The following is a 16,763-nucleotide window of genomic DNA, read 5'->3' as shown; positions in this document are numbered from 1 at the left end:
GGGAAGGAGGGGCAGCGTGGTCAAGGAACAGGCGCATACCGTCAGCTCCTATGAGCAGGAGCTGGGGCAGATCCGGGCGATGATGGCGCGGATGGGCGGCATCGTGGAAAGCCAGATGGCGCAGGCCATGGCGGCCATCGTCGACCGGGACGAGGAAGCGGCCATGGCCGCGTCCGAATGCGACCCGCAGGTCGACGCGCTGGAACGCGACGTCGAGGCGCTGGCGATCCGGCTGCTGGCGCTGCGCGCGCCGATGGCCGGCGACCTGCGCGAGATCGTGTCGGCGATGAAGATCACCGGCGACCTGGAGCGGATCGGCGATTGCGCCGCCAGCATCGCCCGGCGTACGCTGAAGCTGGATCCGGGCGACGGGCGCATGTCGGTGGGCGGGTTGCGCACCATGGGGCGGATGGTGCAGGAGAATCTGCGCCGGGCGATCGACGCGATGGCCCAGCAGGACAGCGAGGGGGCGATCGAGGTCTGGCAGTCCGATACCGCGGTCGATGAGCTGTATACCGCCATGTTCCGCGAGCTGGTGACCTATATGATGGAAGATCCGCGTACCATCCGGTCCTGCACGCACCTGCTGTTCATCGCCAAGAATTTGGAACGGATCGGCGACCACGCCACCAATATCGCCGAGCGCGTCTATTACGCCACCACCGGCGACCAGTTGCCCGTCGTGCGCCCGCGCGGCGGTCCCGCGGTTTGACGATCTGACGGACGATCTGACGAAGGAGGAGACGTGTCGGGGGCAATGACGGACAGGGGCGACGGACGGGAGAACGCGCGCACGCCTTATATCCTGGTCGTCGAGGATGACGAGGCGCTGCTGATGATGCTGCGCTACAACCTCGAAAAGCTGGGCTACGAGGTCGGCGCGGCCGAGGACGGGCCCGAGGCGCTGGCCCGCGTCGCGGCCCGCCGGCCGGACCTGATGGTGCTGGACTGGATGCTGCCCGGCCTGTCGGGGCTGGATGTCTGCCGCCGCCTGCGCGACCAGGAGGCGACGCGCACCCTGCCGATCATCATGCTGACCGCCCGCGCGGGAGAGGCCGACAATATTCGCGGCCTGGACACCGGCGCCGACGATTACGTGACCAAGCCCTGCAGCATCGAGGCGCTGCAGGCACGCATTCGCGCCTTGCTGCGCCGCGCGCCGCCGGCCGACAACCTGCTGCGCTTCGCCGACGTGACGCTGGATACGGTGGCCCACCGCGCCGAGCGCAATGGCCGCACCCTGACCCTGGGCCCCACCGAATATCGCATCCTGGAATTCTTCCTGCGCCATCCGCGCCAGGTCTTCTCGCGCGAAGACCTGCTGCAGCGCGTGTGGGAACGCGGGGTGCATGTCGAACTGCGGACGGTGGACGTGCATATCCGCCGCCTGCGGCTGATCCTCAACGGGCCGGGCGAGGCCGACATCATCCGCACCGTGCGTGCCGCCGGCTATGCGCTGGATGATCCGCGCGCCTGAACCGCCGCGCGGCGGGGGCTGGGGTCGGGGCGCGGCCGGGGTACGGCCGGCATGAGGGTCGAGGACCTCGTGGCGGCGGGCGCGGTGCTGTCGGCGGCCTGCATGGCCTGGCGCCTGGCGCGCCGCCGGCCGGGCGACGGCGCGGCGCCGGCCGGCGCCGATCCGGCCCGCGCCATCCCGCCCTCGGCCGACACGCTGGCGCGGATGATCGAGACGCTGGACCTGGTGCCGGCGGCGATCCTGGTGCTGGATGCCGGCGGGCGCATCCTGCATGCCGGCCCCGGGGCGTGGGAATTGTTCGGCGACAGCCTGGGCGCCATCATCCGCCATCCGGCGTCGCAATCGGCGCTGCTGCGGCTGCGCGACGGCGATCGCGGCGAGGTCGATCTGGTGCTGGACGTCCCGGTGCGGCGCGCGGTGCGCGGCCAGTTCCGCCGCGTGCGGATCGCGCAGGGGGAATCGGTGGTGCTGGCCACCCTGCTGGACTGGAGCGAGCAGGACGCGGTCGAGCGCATGCGCACCGATTTCGTGGCCTATGCCAGCCACGAACTGCGCACGCCGCTGGCCGCGCTGATCGGCTTCATCGAGACGCTGCGCGGTCCGGCTGCCGAGGACCCGCCGGCGCAGCAGCGTTTCCTGGGCGTGATGGCCGGGCAGGCGGCCCGCATGCAGCGCTTGCTGGACCGCCTGCTGATGCTGTCGCGCGTGCAGATGACCGAGCATCGCAAGCCGCGCGGCCTGGTCGACCCGGCGGCGACGATCGCCCGGGTGCGCGACGAGGCCGCGCCCCTGCTGGATGGGGGACCCGCGACGCTGCATGTCGACCTGCCGCCCGCGCTGCCGGATTTTCCGGGCGATTCGGATCAGGTCGTGCAGGTATTGCTGAACCTGGTCGAAAACGCGATCAAATACGGCTCGGGCGAAAGCGACCGCGCGGTGCGGATCGGCCTGCGGGCGCGGCAGACCGGGCCCGGCGGGGCGGCGATCTCGGTCGGCGCGGTCAGGCCGCCGGCCATCGGGGGCGCGCGGACCGGCATCGCCTTCAGCGTGACCGATAACGGACCGGGGATCGAGGCACGGCATATTCCGCGTCTGACCGAGCGATTCTATCGCGTCGAGGGCACGGTGGCCCGGCGCACCGGTACCGGGCTGGGCCTGGCCATCGTCAAGCATATCATCGACCGCCATGACGGCCGCCTGACGATCGAAAGCGTGGTCGGGCAGGGGACCGCCTTTACAGTCTGGTTTCCTTTGGGGGATACGATGTCATCGAAACGTCATGAAACTGTCACAGACACATCACCCCCTCAGCCCGCCGATCCGGGCTAGGACGGGGGCGCCCGGGGACGCCGCCGGTGTCCGCCGGGACGTTTTTCACGCTCGTTCAGGGATACGGAACCCGATGCGCCGTCCTGCCATTTTGTTTGCCGCCGCCTTGCTCGCAAGCGGCTCCGTCGTCGTTGCCGCCGCGCATGCCGCGGACATCACCGGCGCCGGATCCAGCTTCGCGGCCCCGATCTATGAGGCCTGGGGCGCGGCCGGCCGTGACGCCAGCGGCGTTACCGTCAATTACCAGAGCGTGGGCTCCAGCGCGGGCCAGAACCAGATCCTGGCCGGCACGGTCGATTTCGGCGCGTCGGACGCGCCGATGGACCCGGCCAAGCTGGCGAAGGGCAATCTGTTCCAGTTCCCGACCGTCATGGGCGGCATCGTGCCGGTCGTGAACGTCCCTGGCGTCACGGCGGACACGCTGCGCCTGACGGGCGAGGTGCTCGCCGGCATCTATTCGGGTGACATTTCCGACTGGAACGACCCGAAGATCGCGGCCCTGAACCCGGGCCTGAAGCTGCCGGACCTGCCGATCGCCAGCGTGCATCGCGCCGACGGCTCGGGCACGACCTTCGTGTTCACCTCCTACCTGGCCCGCTCGTCGCAGGCGTGGCATGACGGCCCGGGCGCCGGCAGCTCGATCGCCTGGCCGGGCGGTGTCGGCGCCCGCGGCAATGACGGCGTCGCGGCGTCGGTCCGCAACACCGAGGGCGGCATCGGCTATGTCGAATTCGCCTATGCCAGCCGCAACCACATGACGACGGTGCAGCTCAAGGACAAGGCGGGCGATTTCGTCACCGCCAACCTGGACAGCTTCGCCCGCGCCGCCGCTGCCGCCGATTGGGCCGGCGCCAAGAACTTCGCCGTCGACATGCTGGACACCGCCGGCAAGGGCGCATGGCCGATCGTCTCGGCGACCTATGTGCTGGTGCCGAAGCAGGCGAAGGACCCGGCGCAGGGCGCCGCGGTGCGCAAATTCTTCGGCTGGGCCTTCGACAACGGCGACGGCATCGCGCGCGGCCTGGATTATGTCGTCCTGCCGGCTTCGGTGAAGGCGTCGGTGCGCGCCGCCTGGTAAGCGGCACGGCCGAACTGACGATACGCGGGCGGGGGCCCTGGTCCCCGCCCGTTTTTTTTGCATCCGGCCAAATATTCTTCAGGAATATCCATGTCTATACGGCACGGCGACGAAGTCGCGGAATCGATCATCGCATGGTCGATATGACCGAAAATCCAGAAAAATCATGTCCTTCGCGGAAACGACCGATTTTGACGCGACGTTGCGGAACCAGCGGTATCGAAACAGAACTGTAGCATGAAAGACACAAAATTGAGGGGTGCATGCGGCTCCGCGGTTCATTTTCGCCAGCCAACATGTACTTTTGTCAATATTTTACGTATTAATGTCATAAAAAACATGAAATGAACAAATATTATAAGAATAAAAATATCTGTATCTCCTGACATAGTCCGACATAAATAATTTATGCTGTTGTTAATTTGTCTTTCTTCGAGCAATTATAATAATATCGTGATCGATATCGATCGATACGCCAAATTTATACTTTTGTCATAAAAATTTAACATATCTGTCCTAGAACCTTCTTTGGATTAACACGAGGCAATTTTCTACCTGGGGCCATTCACCTTTTATGGGAAAAAAACGGTGCCCGTCTTTACACGCAAGAAGAGCATTCTCTTTCTGACCAGCGCGCTGGTCTGGACGCAATGCCTTCCCGGCAAGTCCGCGCATGCCGAGACGTCGATCGAGACCATGGAAAAGCAGATCCGCCTGCTTCAGGTCCAGTTGAAGGAATTGAAGGTCCAGCAGGCCCGCCGCGACCGCGAGGTGCAGGAAGCGCGCGCCGCCGCCCAGCAGGCCCGTGTGGAAGCCGAGAGCAACCCGTACGCCGTGCGCCGCGCCTATGCCAACGGCGCGCAGGGCCTGGCCACGCCGTCGGCGCTGGCCACCCCGGTCTACAGCACGCCCTATGGCCAGATCACCGGCATGCCGGTGGGCCGCAAATCGGCCGCCGCGCCGTTCCATAAGGGGCAGTTCGCGATCGGCGGCGTGACGATCACCCTGGGCGGCTTCGTCGAAATGGCGGGCATCTTCCGCACCCGTAACGAGACGGCGGACATCAGTTCGAACTTCGGCGCGATTCCCTGGAAGAATTCGCCGAACGCCCATATGAACGAGTACCATCAGTCCGAACGGCAGAGCCGCTTCGCGGCGCTGGTGCAGGGCGACCTGAACAGCCGCCTGAACGTGTCGGGCTATACCGAGCTGGATTTCCAGGGCGCCGGCTCGTCCTCGAACTCGCGTCAGTCCAATTCCTATGTGCTGCGGTCGCGCCTGATGTATGCCGAACTGCAGGACAAGCCGGATGACTGGTATGTCGCGGGCGGCCAGATGTGGTCGATGGCGACGATGTTCAAGCACGGCATGGGCCTGCGTGACGAGAACATCCCGCTGGTGATCGACGCGCAATATATTCCGGGCTTCACCTGGACGCGCAATACCGGCATCCGTGCCGTCAAGGGCTTCAACCACGGCGAGTACCATATCGGCCTGGCCCTGGAAAACCCGCAATCGGTCTGGGGCGGCACCACCTATATCCCGCCGGGCGCGACGTCGGTCACGATCAACAATCCCGGCGGACAGGTCGACAACCCCAGCACCACCTATTCCGATGACGTGGCGCCCGACATCATCGTCAAGGGCACGGCCGATCCCAGCTTCGGCCATTTCGAAGCCCTGGGCATGATGCGCTTCCTGCATGACCGCGTCAGCTATCTGGGCCATGGCAACAGCCATGTCGTGGTGGCCGGCGGCGGCGGCGGCGCGATGCTGGTCCCGCTGATCAAGCACAAGCTCGACTTCCAGGCGTCGGGCCTGGTCGGCAACGGCATCGGCCGTTACGGCACCACCAACCTGGCGGACGCGACCACCAACCGCTTCGGCACGCCGGTCGCCCTGCCGGAAGCCCAGGTTCTGGCCGGCCTGATCGGCCATCCGGCGAAGTCGGTCGACCTGTACGCCTATGGCGGCATGGAAGACATCCTCAGCGGCCGCTACTTCAATGTCGGCAGCAAGGCTTACGGCTACGGCAACCCGAACTTCGTGACCACCGGGTGCGACACCGAGGGCTCGACCGCGTGCTCGGCGAACATCCAGCGCGTGATCCAGGGCACGGTCGGCATGTGGTGGCGCTACCTGCAGGGCGATTACGGCACCCTGTCGTTCGGCGCCCAGTATTCCTACACCAATGTCGCGGGCTTCCGCGGCACGGGCGGCGTGCCGCACACCGACGACAACATGGTGTTCCTCTCGATGCGCTATCTGCCCTTCCAATAAGACGCAGGTTGCGTGCCGTCCGGCATGGCGCGGCGTCCCCGGTTTTCCGGGGACGCCTTTTTTTTCGAATTCGCATCGGTGCCATTGCGTGCGCCGATGCGCCGCCGGGCGCAAGATTCGTGAAGATTTCATGAACGGACCGATCGTTCGTGAAAAATCCCCAATATTTCTATAGTCAGGTCACGTCATCTCAATTGGTCGCGGTGCCATGCTTCATTTTGAGCCCTTTTCGACTTTTTCCATTCTGGCGCTGATCGTCTGTTTCCTGCTGGTCTGCGTGTTCGAATTCGTCAACGGATTCCACGACACGGCCAATGCCGTGGCGACGGTCATCTACACCAATTCGCTCAAGCCCCGGACGGCGGTGATCTGGTCGGGGCTGATGAATTTCGTCGGTGTCGTGCTGGGCGGCATTTCCGTGGCCTATGGCCTGGTGGAATTGCTGCCGGCCGACGTGCTGTCGCCGCCCAACGGCGACCCGGCGGTGCCGATGCTGATCGCGCTGTTCGGCACGGCCCTGTTCTGGAACCTGTTCACCTGGTGGTTCGGCATTCCCAACTCCAGCTCGCATTGCGTGATCGGCGCGCTGATCGGCATCGCGGTGGGCGACGCGCTGCTGCATACGCGCGCGCTGGGCAACAGCGTCGACTGGTCGCAGATCTGGAAGATCCTGCGCGCACTGGCGATTTCCCCGCTCCTCGGGCTGATCGGCGCGGGGCTGCTGTATTTTATCCTGAAGCACCTGGTGCGCGACAAGGCGCTGTATGAGCCGCCGCAGGGCGACACGCCGCCGCGGGGCTGGGTGCGCGGCCTGCTGATCCTGACCTGCACGGGCGTCAGCTTCTCGCATGGCAGCAATGACGGGCAGAAGAGCATCGGCCTGATCATGCTGACGATCATCGGTCTGCTGCCCACGACCTTCGCGCTGAATCCGGCCTCTTTGCCGCAACTCGGGCACATCGCCCAGCACGCCACCGCCGCGGCGCCGCTGCTGGAAAAATACGATCAGGACGGGCTGCGGGACCAGGCGCTCGCGTCGGCCGCGCGGCTGATGCAGACCGATGCCGCCCATGTCGCGCCGCCGCACCTGCGCGCCGATCTGTACGAGGTCGTGGCCGGGCTGAAGGCGGTTGCCGCCAACCCGCAGGCGACGGCCGAGGAGCGGGCCACCGCCAAGGGCATCAGCGCCAGGATGCGGCCGACGGTGGAATACGCGCCCTGGTGGGTGCGCCTGCTCAGCGCGCTGTGCCTGGGGATCGGCACCATGGTGGGCTATCGCCGCATCGTGCACACCCTTGGCGAGAAGATCGGCAACACCCACCTGACGCCCGCCCAGGGGGCATCGGCCGAACTGGTCGGCGCCGGCCTGATCGCCACCGCGGGCTATACCGGGCTGCCGGTCAGCACCACCCACATCATCACCGCCGGCATCGCCGGCACGATGCTGGGGTCGGGCTCGGGCATCAATCGCGGCATGCTGGTCAAGATCGCCCTGGCCTGGCTGTTCACCCTGCCGATTACCATCGCGATCGCGGCGGCGCTGTTCTACATCCTGGGCGGCTGAACGGGGCGCCTGAACGGGGCGGCTGAACGGCGGGCGCAGGGGCGAAGAAATTCCTGCCGCTTTTGCCAACAGGCCCTATCGTGCCATTATGAGCACGATGAACGTCTCGCTGCCCGAAGGGCTCAAGCACGCCCGCCGCGACAATGCGGCCGCGATGGCGGGTCCGGACATGGATGAGGGGCCGGGCCGGTGACCGTGCGCCCGATCGTCATGGTCCCCGACCAGCGCCTGCGCCAGACGGCCCGGCCTGTCACGTCGTTCGACGCCGCATTGTGCGCGCTGGCGGAGGATCTGCGCGATACGATGCGCGCCGCACCCGGGATCGGAATAACCGCGCCGCATATCGGCGTGCTTCAGCGCGTGGTGGTGCTGGACCTGCCGGACGGATCCGGCCCGCGTACCTATGTCAATCCCGAGATCGTCTGGTCGTCGGACGAGACCACCCGGCATGAGGAAGGCAGCATCTCCATGCCGGGCGTCGTGGAAACCATCGAACGCGCGGCACGGATCCGCGTGCGGTATCACGACCTGGCAGGCAATCAGCAGACCGAAGAAGCCGACGGCCTCCGCGCGGCCTGCCACCAGCACGAGGTCGACCAGTTGAACGGACTCTTCTGGACCCAGCGACTGTCACCGCTGAAGCGCAGCCGGCTGCTGGCGCGGTATGAGAAGGCCAGGCGAGCGGGATCGCGGTGACGGTCGCCTGTGCAGAGGAAGCGGTCGGTCCGCTTTGGAGCATCCAGACGGCGTTTTCGCCGTTCATTCTACTGCACTGGACGGCCGCTTTGTGCTGCAACCCGGACATTCACATGCCGAGGCAGCCTCCCCAAAATGGACGCAGGACTTGCGCTGATAGGCGGCCGGCAGGACCTGCCCATTCCTGAACACTGCTACCGCCCTAAACATGCGCGAGCATTTCATTTAATATAGCTTGCCGTTTCAAGCGATCGGTCGTCACTTCGCCCAAGCCTTGGCAAATTTTTACGATCTGGCTGAACACGTCCGTCGCCGCGGGCCCGTGTTGTGCCATCACGTCGATGATGCGCTGCGCTGACCTCTCGGCTGCTTTTGAATTTAGGCCCTCGTCCGCCTTGCTGCCAATGATTGCTCGCACCAGAGCCAGTATATGCCATTTGAAGCGCTTCATATTCTGCGGGATTGTGCTGTTGGACGTGAGTAAGTTGAACCGATACAAGGTCAGGCACGCGGCATAGAAGATGATTTCCTTCGTGTCGTCGGCGAACAGCACATCCGTCAGCTCTTCATACATTTGCTTGGTGTAGCGGGACGACAGTTCAGGTCGATTGCAGTACATAGCCGTAACGCACTTTGCTGCTTCATGAACGGAGAAGATGCGGGTAGCCGGTATATCCTGGCCAACATATTGACGCTCCCGCCGTTCCAGGTAGAGCTTTCCCTCCATTTCATAAGTGTTAAAATACTGCTCTATCCGCTTGATAATGGGACGAAGCGAGAGAAATTGTGTATTCTCGATTTTGCTTTGGCTATTTGTCGCCCTGACCAGCTCAGAAAAAACATCCTCGTTGCTGGTTTCGACCACCTTCACATTGACCATGATGTCGTTGAGTGCCGAACGGTGCTCGAATAGGACGTTGGAGGTCTGGCAACCGTTCACGATCTGAAAGTTTTTGAGGTGCAGAGTAGTCCCTTGCAGCTTGACATCAGGGCTGACGATGGTGATGCCGTTGTTCAGGACTGGGAATCGGCTGGCCGATGGCCCAGAACTTAAAGTCTGCGATATGGACTGATTTACAGAGTTCTCTTCGCCCAAGTATGACCTGACATTCTCCTCGAATACTTGCGTCCGTAAAGTGCCGTCAGGCGTAACCAGTAAATTTTGTACGAAATCTCTGGCTTTCACGACAGCTAGATACGCTTCATCGATCCCGGCAATGGTCGGAAGAGCGGCGCTACTGAACAACTCCAGCTTAGCGAGGACTTCCGAGTAAGTGCTGACCCACAGCTTTGTCAGCTCTTCTCGATCAATGAACTGAACGTCTGTCTCCGCGAATAGGCCAAGCTCTTTGATCTGGATTGCGAAATCCGCTAAGGCCGTTTCGAGTGCAGCTGGCTTCTGGTAATTTCCTGTGGTTACGAATCGGGCCACCAGCGACGGTTTGCCATTTCGAATTTTCGGCACTTCCGCTAAGGTTGCATCGAAAATCTGCCTGGCATTCGTCAGCACGTCATCGACTGAAGCGTACGTGTCTTGGGAAATAAACCTGAGCACGGCTTCCTTGAACTTCAGGAAGTCGCCGAGATCGAAAGATTCTGAACGCTTGGCCTGGGTAAAGACAACTTTGACGTCGTGGTTTCGGCGAGCCGAGGAAAAGGATTTCATCGCGTCCTCAGGAGAGGCAATAATCTCCTCGTCGATTATAATGGCGACGCCATCTATCCCATCATCACCTTTCCCCGTCGTCACATCGTCGAGTTCGAACGAGGATGGCGTTTCGGCGGACATGACGGAGAAATTAACAAATTTCTCGAACTGGATGGCCTCTTCTTCGGCTTCCAGACCATGACTTTTGACAAACCCGTCCAAGTGAGCCTTAGAGACTGTTTCAAAAGATGGTTAAATAGCTACAATTTCGTCAAATTTCCGTTCAAAATCAGCGAGTTAGAATTACAAGGAGGGTAGATTTCCCTTACTCTCATGTACTATAACTCATTGGTATATATGGAGAATTTTTCGGAATAGGAGGGTAAGGGGCGATATCGCCCCTTACCCTAGTTTTTACCAGGGAGATCGTGCCTGTAGTTTTCTATCGTTGGAAGAACGAATCTCCATATTTCATATAGTGATTTTTAGTTTACTTCATATCACGAATTATCGGCAATAAATTCTATATATGATGGATTTATAATTCTCAATATATTTCCCGCCTCATCTTTGTCAGGTATAAGGTTTATGACTCCTTTAATTATTATTTTGCATCCAGACACTTTATTATCATCAATGTCAGATGTTGTACAGCCAACGAGCCTCTTTTTTATTTCAAAAGAAAACCCACTGTTCAACGTAAATAGTACATAGCCTTTATTTATATCCAAATCATCTCCTATAATCAGACAATTGCCATGCCCTCCATCGCACCCAACATAGCCTTTCAATATAAATTCTTTACCATCAGCGTCATTACCATAAGCAAAAATATCCAGAACACTATTGATCACAGGTTTTATATCGGATTCAGGAGAGGTTTTGGTCTGTTTTGACGTAGCTGATGCAAATAATTTTGCGTCTTCGTCCATGCCTGCCTTCACGCAAATAGGTCGAAGGTCCGCTCTTTTTTTGAAAGTATCATCACATTTATTAGTAATGACCGTCATTGATCCGTTGTTTTGAACTTGCTCGGCATCCGCAGGAGAATCCATCAGATGGTCTGCTATGACTGTCCCTGTTGAAGCCGCAAACTCTTCTGGTGTTTGGCTTTGCTGCACTGATTGGGAGAATGAAGTATTGGGAAGTATAAGAAAGGCTAGAAAAAGCGATATCTTTTTCATAGCGAATCCTATACAAATCTAGCAACGTTGACGGCGGTGATAACACCGCCCAGCAAAATCATCCCCAGCTTCCACCACGCACTAACTTTGACAATCTCTTGCCGGTTTTTATCCCAATTATATTGAGATGCAAACAAAGCAAAACACCCTAGAACTCCGAGAATTATAATAACGAGCACGATTCTATCAGCCCGATTATAGGGTTTTAGGTTCGCATACATTAGTGCCTGCTGTTCTGTTGGAATGTCAGACACGTTTCTATTCAAGGTTATGTTGTTTTGCAGTTTGGCCATATCGGCCCCAGTCAATGCCATAGTCTTCCTCATGTGTTTGCCCTGCGACGGGCGCACGTTTCCAATCGACCCCGCCTGGAGTCGGGCGGTTCGCAGCGTGTCTACATGAGGCATATTCACGCCCTGCTTATTCCCCGAGTGAACAGCCGTCGCCGTTCACCCTTTAGGCCGAAGCTGGGTGTTGTATTGGGCAGGCCACCCGACACAGGGGCCGCCTCATGTAGAAGGCGCTGCGACACGCCAATTTGGAATATAGCACAGACTGGATATGGTGGCTACCCGAGACAAATTTGTCTTTACTTTTTAATATTTTAATGAGGATATCCACATGAGAACGTGCTAGGATCGCAATCATTTCCGGAAAGGCTGTCGCTGGTGGCGTCGTTCTCTGTATGTTCCTACGATTCTGACTTGACCGACGATCAATGGCAGATGATCCGACGCTTTCTTCCCCGGCGAAAAGCAGGGCGACGGGGTCGGACAGTCGATATGCGGCATGTCATAAATGGAATATTTTATATCACGGTAAATGGGTGTAAATGGAGGAACCTACCCAAAGATTTTCCACCATGGGAAACCGTGTATAGATATTTCAACCATATGAGCGAGTATGGACATTGGGCTAAAATCCAAGCCGCTCTTTATGAGTTGATGCGCAGCCGAGAAGGGCGGGAAGCAGAACCGTCCTTCGTTGCTCTCGATAGCCAGAGCGTGAAAACTGGCAAATGTGCCAGCGAAGACACGCGAGGTTTTGACGGCGGGAAAAGGATCAAAGGCCGGAAACGTCATGTGATTGTGGATACCTTGGGGAATATCGTGGATGCGATTGTTACCAAGGCCAACGAACATGACACCAAGGGCGGCATGAAGCTGCTTCGTAAACTGAAAAGCCGTTGGAAGTTAAACCGCCTCAAGAAACTGGTCGCGGATAAAGGCTATCAGGGAAAAGAGTTTTCCCAATATGTGAAAATCAATTTCGATGCGGATGTCGAAATTGGGGAAAACCACACCAGCCCGGAAACGGGTTTCGTTCCCGCTCAGAAGAGATGGCTGGTGGAAAGGGGCTTCGCTTGGTTTGGTGATTACCGAAGACTGTCCGTGGACTATGAACGGTTGATACGCAACAGCGAAAGCATGTTGCGCCTCGGCATGATTCGTCTCATGCTTCGCAGGTTATTTCCCGTTCCTAGTTTATGGTAAGATGATCCTACGGATTTATGTTGGGAAGGAAATGCTTCGATGCCAAATATTAAGTTTAATTCGGCTACGGGTAATTGGGAATCTGAAACTTACGTAAACGCTTCTTTTGAGTATCATTGCACCTGTGGATCTGATTATAACATGACTGTGGATTGGCCCGAAGGAGTCACAGCAGAGGCTGAGATTACGTTCAGTAACGGGAAATGTCCAAATTGCGGGACAACCGTTACTCTTCCTCGGGCTCACTATTATGTCGAAAATTATATTTTGCTTTCTCGTCCTCTGGACTGATGATTTTTATAGAAGGGTTTCCTGTAAAAACAATTGGAGACTTTATCGATCCGATAACAATATTAGCGTCTCCATTATTTCCCTCCTGTGTGGTTATGTAAAAAATAGGCTTTTTCATAGTTTTTTATTCCCTTCAAGCGGCCTTACGGCCGCTTTTCGTTTGTCTGTTGTGGGTGTTCTTACGCTAACGGGGGCAAACCAATTTCCCGTTAAGACCAGAAATAGCCGAATTAATTCTAAACCGTTGATTTTGAATGGAAATATGAGCTGTTTTTAACTATTCAGAGGGCTTTTGAAACAGTGTCTTAACGATCCTATGCATCTTTCCGTTTCCGTTCGCCGCCGATATGTCAGCCGTTTTGGTGTGAGGATGTTGCGCGTCCATCATGGACCTTAGTTAGCCTATAATGCCTCATTTCGCCTACGAGAAAACGAGGCACCATCAAAGCCCGGCCTCAAACATCATGTGACATGCCGCCGGAATGCTTGCTGATAGTGGTGAGTGAACCTAAGCGGTTGCGATCGCCTCTTGGTGCCCAAGGTCGTTACCGGCTCGCTTCGCGAGACACGCTTCCCAAAACAAGCTAGAGGAGAAGCAGGTAGAATCTCGAAACCTGTGTCGACCAGAACGGGCCGCCAACTCATGACAAGAGTCGTGGCCCACCGAGGCAATCCGGCTCTAGGCCTCATACTCGTTGACTTGTGCTGGGTTGAACTTCCGAGCGGCGGCGGCCGAAGAAGACGTAGAGGTGAACTCCAAGCGCGGAACATTCTCTTCATATATCCTTTTCGGTCGTAGAAGTCACTGAATGGTGGAGGGCCGCTCGGGTCGGCTTCGGAAGAACACACCTTCAGCCAGTTTACATCCGCTTGTCCTAGCTGTGTGCTCTGAAACGGATTGACGGCTATCGGCCAACTCGAACGAGAGAGGCGTTGATGCTTATTTCCGCTACGCGGAAAGCTATTTATAGGCACGTATGACCGACATGGAGGCGAAAGCCGCTGGTTTCCTTTCTTCGAGTATTGTCCATTAACCAGTAAGCCTTCCGACGCCCTACCGACAGAATCTGGGTAAAACAAAACCCGAACCCCATGCAACCATCACTCCCCCACACCGCATGCACCATCAATAGCGCAGCATCTGGCTCAGGAACGCGCGGGCGCGCTCGGTCTGGGGCGTGGTGAAGAAGGTTTCCGGCGGGGCGTCCTCGAGTACGCGGCCCTGGTCCATGAACAGGATCCGGTCGGCGATGCGGCGGGCGAAGCCCATGTCGTGGGTGACGGCGATGGTGGTGATGCCGTCGGCGGCCAGGCTGTCGATGATGTCGACGATGCCCGACACCGCCTCGGGGTCCAGGGCGGCGGTCGGCTCGTCGAACAGCATCACCGAGGGCTGCATGCACAGGGCGCGGGCGATGGCCGCGCGCTGCTGCTGGCCGCCGGAAAGCTGGATCGGATATTTGCCCGCCTGATCCGCGATGTTCACCTTGTGCAGGAAATTCATCGCCAGGGCTTCGGCCTCGGCGCGGCCCAGCTTCTTCACTACGCGCGGCGACAGGGTGCAGTTTTCCAGCACCGTCAGATGCGGAAACAGATTGTAGTTCTGGAACACCAGCCCGACCATGCAGCGCAGCCGGGTCAGTTCGATCGCGGCGTCGATCGTGGTGCCGTCGATCACGATCGTGCCGGCATCATGCGGCTCGATCCGGTTGAAACAGCGGATCAGCGTGGACTTCCCCGAGCCGGACGGCCCGAGGACCACGATCTTCTCGCCCCGCGCCACGCTCAGCGACACATTATGCAGCACCCGGAACGCGCCATAGGATTTCTGCACATTCTGCACGCTGATCAGCGGCGTGCCGGCCTCGGGCCGGAAGGTGTCAGGCTGCGGCATGCTGGCTGGCCTTCAGTCGGTCGGCCCAGGCGAAGCGCCGTTCGATGCGCTTCTGGACCCAGAGGAAAAAGAACACGATCAGCAGGTAATAGATCAGCGCCGCCGCGTAATATTCAGTGAATTCGAAGCTGCGCGCCACGTTGATCTGGGTGGTGGCCAGCAATTCCTGCAGCGAGATGACCGAGGCGAGCGACGTCGTCTTGATCAGGCTGATGAATTCGTTGATCGTCGGCGGCAGGGCGATGCGCAGCGCCTGCGGAAAGATGACGTGGCGATAGACCTGCAGCCGCGACATGCCCAGCGCGTCACCGGCCAGGGCCTGGCCCGGATCGATGGCCTGCAGCGCGGCGCGGTTGATTTCGACCTGGTACGCGGCCTCATTGATCGACAGCGAGATCCAGGCGGCCAGGAACGGGGTGAACCAGCCCTCGCGGAAGATCGGGAAGAATTGCGGCAGCGCGTTCCAGACGAACAGCAATTGCAACAGGGTCGGCGCCGCGCGGAACAGCCCGACATAACAGCGGATGGCGGTCTTGGTCAGCCCGTCGCGCCCGTTCAGCTTCAGCGCCATCGGAATGGCCAGCAGGATCGCGCTGAAATGCGACAGCACCGCCATGGCCAGCGTGATCGCGGCACCACGCAGATAGGCGGGCGAGACCAGCGCCGCGCCGAACGTGCGCCAGTTGAAGCCGCCGGCGGCCGCGCCGCCCTGGACCGAGGCCGCGGCCGAGGGCGTGATCTGCCAGCGTTGCAGGATGGGCTGGAACTGCCCGCTGTCGTGCAGTGCGCGAACGGCGCCGTCCAGGGCCGCGCGGTCCTGTGCGTCCTTGCGGATATAGATCGCGAAATCGCGGTATTCCGGATAGCTGGGCTGGAAGATCACCGAGACCTTGCCGTGCAGTTGCTTCTGGCGGAAATACAGCTCGACATCCTGGCTGACGAAGGCGAAGGCCCGGCCGATCAGCACCTGCTGCACCACCTGGTCCTCGGTCGGGTATTGCTGGATGATGATCGGCGCCAGATGGGAGGCAGCCAGCGCGGCGTTGTCCTGCGCGATCCGCGCGGCATAGCTGGTGCCCGACTGCACGGCCAGCACCTTGCCGGACAGCGCTTCCATCGCGCCGACGCGCGGCGTGCCGGCACGCGCCACCACCACCAGGCCGGTCTGCTGGTACGGCACGGCGTCGAAGCGCAGCTCGCGCGCGGGCTGGCGCAGCACGCCGCTGATCACCATGCCGCAGCGCCCGGCCTCCAGGCTGGGGAACAGCCCGATGAAATCCATCGTCACGAAGCTGACCGGAACATGCCAGTACCGGCCCAGCCAGCGCGCCACGTCGATGTCCACCCCCGCCAGGTCGCTGTCCGACGTGCCGTCGATGAAGGTCATGGGCGGCAGGGTCGGGTTGGTGCAGACGACCAGCCGGCCGTCGCGGACGAAGCCGGGCCGGCCCTCGGCCCCCGCCGGGGCCTGGGCGCGGGCATCCTGAACGGTCAGGCAGGCCACCACCCAGAACAGGAGCGGCAGGAGAATGGTGGCATATCGGCTGCCGGACACGCATGCATCCTTCTTGCTGGGTCTGAAGCGCCATCATGGCGGGGGCGGTGCTCGCCGGCGCCAGCCTATCACGGTCCCACGCGACGGGGCCATGCCGGGACAATATGGCGGGTGGACGGGGAAGGGTTGAAAAACCGACATTTTTCCGTCTTTCGCCGCGATTGCTGAACTTCACTTTGATCGTTTCATATTTAATCCGGAACGACACCGCCGGACCTTCCGGCGTGTCGCGCCCGTGCGTCCGGGCGTGGGGTGCGCTAATATCCCGGTTATT

The 16,763-nt window shown here is 59.9% G+C and carries 13 protein-coding genes; 8 read left to right on the top strand and 5 right to left on the bottom strand.

Annotated elements, in window-relative coordinates:
• Positions 1-16: 16 nt before the first annotated feature.
• The 7 genes from phoU (at position 17) to QN315_RS07310 (ending at position 8,424) form a co-directional block, all read left to right on the top strand.
• The gene (phoU, locus tag QN315_RS07340) at positions 17-712 is read left to right on the top strand and encodes a phosphate signaling complex protein PhoU (protein WP_176640802.1); all 696 of its coding nucleotides are present in this window, start codon (positions 17-19) and stop codon (positions 710-712) included.
• Between the two features lie 45 nt (positions 713-757).
• Complete coding sequence (phoB, locus tag QN315_RS07335; protein ID WP_323993311.1) at positions 758-1,477, top strand: phosphate regulon transcriptional regulator PhoB; 720 nt, start codon at positions 758-760, stop codon at positions 1,475-1,477.
• Positions 1,478-1,528: 51 nt separating this feature from the next.
• Positions 1,529-2,806 carry an ATP-binding protein gene (locus QN315_RS07330; RefSeq protein ID WP_323992571.1) on the top strand — a complete coding sequence of 426 codons (1,278 nt, stop codon included), beginning with the start codon at positions 1,529-1,531 and terminating at the stop codon, positions 2,804-2,806.
• 73 nt (positions 2,807-2,879) lie between these two features.
• The gene (gene pstS / locus QN315_RS07325; RefSeq protein ID WP_323992569.1) at positions 2,880-3,884 is read left to right on the top strand and encodes a phosphate ABC transporter substrate-binding protein PstS; all 1,005 of its coding nucleotides are present in this window, start codon (positions 2,880-2,882) and stop codon (positions 3,882-3,884) included.
• 588 nt (positions 3,885-4,472) lie between these two features.
• Positions 4,473-6,164 (top strand): hypothetical protein, encoded by a 1,692-nt coding sequence (locus tag QN315_RS07320; protein ID WP_323992567.1) that lies wholly within the window; start codon positions 4,473-4,475, stop codon positions 6,162-6,164.
• 208 nt (positions 6,165-6,372) lie between these two features.
• Entirely contained in the window at positions 6,373-7,728 is a 1,356-nt protein-coding gene (locus QN315_RS07315) for an inorganic phosphate transporter (protein ID WP_323992565.1), read from the top strand.
• A gap of 189 nt (positions 7,729-7,917) precedes the next feature.
• Positions 7,918-8,424, top strand: a complete 507-nt coding sequence (locus QN315_RS07310) for a peptide deformylase (protein ID WP_323992563.1) — start codon at positions 7,918-7,920, stop codon at positions 8,422-8,424.
• 202 nt (positions 8,425-8,626) lie between these two features.
• On the opposite strand, the gene QN315_RS07305 is transcribed toward QN315_RS07310, so the two are convergent.
• The 3 genes from QN315_RS07305 to QN315_RS07295 all read right to left on the bottom strand — a co-directional run bounded on the left by QN315_RS07305 (position 8,627) and on the right by QN315_RS07295 (position 11,570).
• Positions 8,627-10,294, bottom strand: a complete 1,668-nt coding sequence (locus QN315_RS07305) for an AIPR family protein (protein ID WP_323992561.1) — start codon at positions 10,292-10,294, stop codon at positions 8,627-8,629.
• A 278-nt stretch (positions 10,295-10,572) separates the two neighbouring features.
• On the bottom strand, positions 10,573-11,256 hold the full coding sequence (locus QN315_RS07300; protein WP_323992559.1) for a hypothetical protein: 684 nt from the start codon (positions 11,254-11,256) through the stop codon (positions 10,573-10,575).
• An 8-nt stretch (positions 11,257-11,264) separates the two neighbouring features.
• Positions 11,265-11,570, bottom strand: coding sequence for a hypothetical protein (locus QN315_RS07295; protein WP_323992557.1), 306 nt, complete (start codon positions 11,568-11,570; stop codon positions 11,265-11,267).
• A 315-nt stretch (positions 11,571-11,885) separates the two neighbouring features.
• Between QN315_RS07295 and QN315_RS07290 the strand changes: the two genes are divergently transcribed.
• A complete protein-coding gene (locus QN315_RS07290; protein WP_408904602.1) occupies positions 11,886-12,749 on the top strand; it encodes an IS5 family transposase in 864 nt (287 codons plus the stop codon).
• Positions 12,750-14,166: 1,417 nt separating this feature from the next.
• Here QN315_RS07290 and QN315_RS07285 read toward each other — a convergent pair.
• Both QN315_RS07285 and QN315_RS07280 read right to left on the bottom strand, forming a co-directional pair.
• Positions 14,167-14,934 carry an amino acid ABC transporter ATP-binding protein gene (locus tag QN315_RS07285; RefSeq protein ID WP_323992555.1) on the bottom strand — a complete coding sequence of 256 codons (768 nt, stop codon included), beginning with the start codon at positions 14,932-14,934 and terminating at the stop codon, positions 14,167-14,169.
• Positions 14,921-16,489 carry an ABC transporter substrate-binding protein/permease gene (locus QN315_RS07280; RefSeq protein ID WP_408904601.1) on the bottom strand — a complete coding sequence of 523 codons (1,569 nt, stop codon included), beginning with the start codon at positions 16,487-16,489 and terminating at the stop codon, positions 14,921-14,923. Before QN315_RS07280 ends, QN315_RS07285 begins: the two co-directional genes overlap by 14 nt.
• Between the last annotated feature and the right edge of the window lie 274 nt (positions 16,490-16,763).

The sequence above is a fragment of the Nguyenibacter sp. L1 genome, from assembly GCF_035199985.1.
GTDB classification, from domain to species: Bacteria; Pseudomonadota; Alphaproteobacteria; order Acetobacterales; family Acetobacteraceae; genus Gluconacetobacter; species Gluconacetobacter vanlangensis.
The sequence above is the reverse complement of the archived record's forward strand: the minus strand, read 5'-3'. Positions and strand labels throughout refer to the sequence as shown.

Excerpts from the sequence above, each read along its gene's own strand:
- phoB (WP_323993311.1), top strand. The coding sequence starts at position 758 with ATGACGGACAGGGGCGACGGACGGGAGAACGCGCGCACGCCTTATATC.
- QN315_RS07330 (WP_323992571.1), top strand. The coding sequence starts at position 1,529 with ATGAGGGTCGAGGACCTCGTGGCGGCGGGCGCGGTGCTGTCGGCGGCC.
- pstS (WP_323992569.1), top strand. The coding sequence starts at position 2,880 with ATGCGCCGTCCTGCCATTTTGTTTGCCGCCGCCTTGCTCGCAAGCGGC.
- QN315_RS07315 (WP_323992565.1), top strand. The coding sequence starts at position 6,373 with ATGCTTCATTTTGAGCCCTTTTCGACTTTTTCCATTCTGGCGCTGATC.
- QN315_RS07300 (WP_323992559.1), bottom strand. The coding sequence starts at position 11,256 with ATGAAAAAGATATCGCTTTTTCTAGCCTTTCTTATACTTCCCAATACT.
- QN315_RS07295 (WP_323992557.1), bottom strand. The coding sequence starts at position 11,570 with ATGGCATTGACTGGGGCCGATATGGCCAAACTGCAAAACAACATAACC.
- QN315_RS07285 (WP_323992555.1), bottom strand. The coding sequence starts at position 14,934 with ATGCCGCAGCCTGACACCTTCCGGCCCGAGGCCGGCACGCCGCTGATC.